The 1,495-nt window shown below is 39.1% G+C and carries 1 protein-coding gene; it reads right to left on the bottom strand.

Features of this window, described 5'->3' with window-relative positions:
- Positions 1-117: 117 nt before the first annotated feature.
- Positions 118-1,293 carry a serine hydrolase domain-containing protein gene (locus LN893_RS20365; protein ID WP_229973251.1) on the bottom strand — a complete coding sequence of 392 codons (1,176 nt, stop codon included), beginning with the start codon at positions 1,291-1,293 and terminating at the stop codon, positions 118-120.
- Between the last annotated feature and the right edge of the window lie 202 nt (positions 1,294-1,495).

Raw genomic sequence — 1,495 nt, 5'->3', positions numbered from 1 at the left:
GTTGCCTAAAAAGCGGTTGTGCAACAGCCACGGGGGTTTTTTGATACAAATGCGAAAGGGGGTAACGTTTGGGCTAAAAAGCCTTTTAATACTTTTTAGCTGTTGTTGGGTGCGGTACTATTTCGTCCTCCTGCTCAAGCTGTTTAGCTTTATATAATATTCATCAAGTAAATCATAAATGGCTTTCTGGTCTTTTCCTGATAAATTAGAATCCCAGTCTGTATTAACTATAAAATACCTACCCATCTTTTTGTCTTTGTAAAACCAGATCACAGAAAACATTCCTGGGTCGCCACCTGTATGCCCGAAATTCCCTGTAGAACCAAACCCCATCGTAATTCCCATGTTATACTCGTCACTGTATTCACTGACGCTCCTGTTTATGAAGTTTTCTGCCGTAAGCTGTGGTGTAAAGTACTCTTTGTAACTCTGCTCAGAAAGTAGAGTTCCGTCACCATGATACCCTTTCATAAGTTCCAGGATATACTTACTCATGTCTGAGCTCGTGGTTAGCAGTCCTCCGTCTGGATACCCAATAAGTGAGTAGTAGGGATAAGGAGTTTGTTTATCCTGATAAGTGGGGGAATAGTTTGAGAATTCAATTGCACTGAAACTCCAACCCGACGAATTCATCTTCAAAGGGCTCAAAATATATTGTGTAGTAAACTTATCATAAGTAGTGCCTGCTGCTTTCTCTAGAACTAGTGCGGCTAGTGAAGCTCCAACATTTGAATACTCATAAGTACTACCTGGCTTCCTTTTTGAGAAAGCTTCTTTTGAGTACCATTCTCCACTGGTTTCAAGCAGGTCTTTTAAAAAATCCTCTAAGGAGGTTTTAGTTGATGGAGGATTAAACTTTGTTGGCGAAATGTCTATGTTAACATTACGAACCAGACTAATTGTGTCTCTCAGGATCACATTTCTGGTAAGATATTCTTCTGTGTCTACTATAGAAGACGTATGCGTTACCAGATGCCGGATAGTGATGGGGACTTCTGGGTATCCTGGGTTCAATATGTTAAAGGGTAAATATTTATTTATTGGATCATCTAAGTTAAGTTTGCCTAATTCCTGCGCTTTAAGTATGGCAAGACCAATGAAAGTCTTAGAGACAGAGGCAATATTCTGAACTGTATTTTCCGTATACTTGGTGCTTGTCTTGATGTTAGAAACCCCAAAACCGTTTTGGTACAAAACCTCTTTATCGCTTACTAAAGCTACGCCAAAGCCGTTGAAACTTGCTGTTTTACTTATTTGGGTCAATTTCTCTGTTAACTCTTGTTGAGTTTGCACAAATTTCTTTGAATGTAAACTCCTCGTTGTGTTACAGGAAGTAACTACCAAAGAGACAAATACCAGTAAGAATAAATGCTTTATATTTTTAATCAATGTACATTCTCTTTTGAAGTTCCATATTGAAGTATTGCACCCAACGGCCTCGTATAAACAATATAAGGCCGTCGGCCGTAGCATGATGTTTATACAATGTGTGCGC

The organism is Pontibacter harenae (assembly GCF_020907245.1).
GTDB lineage: Bacteria > Bacteroidota > Bacteroidia > Cytophagales > Hymenobacteraceae > Pontibacter > Pontibacter harenae.
This window is presented reverse-complemented; position numbering and strand designations above follow the sequence as displayed.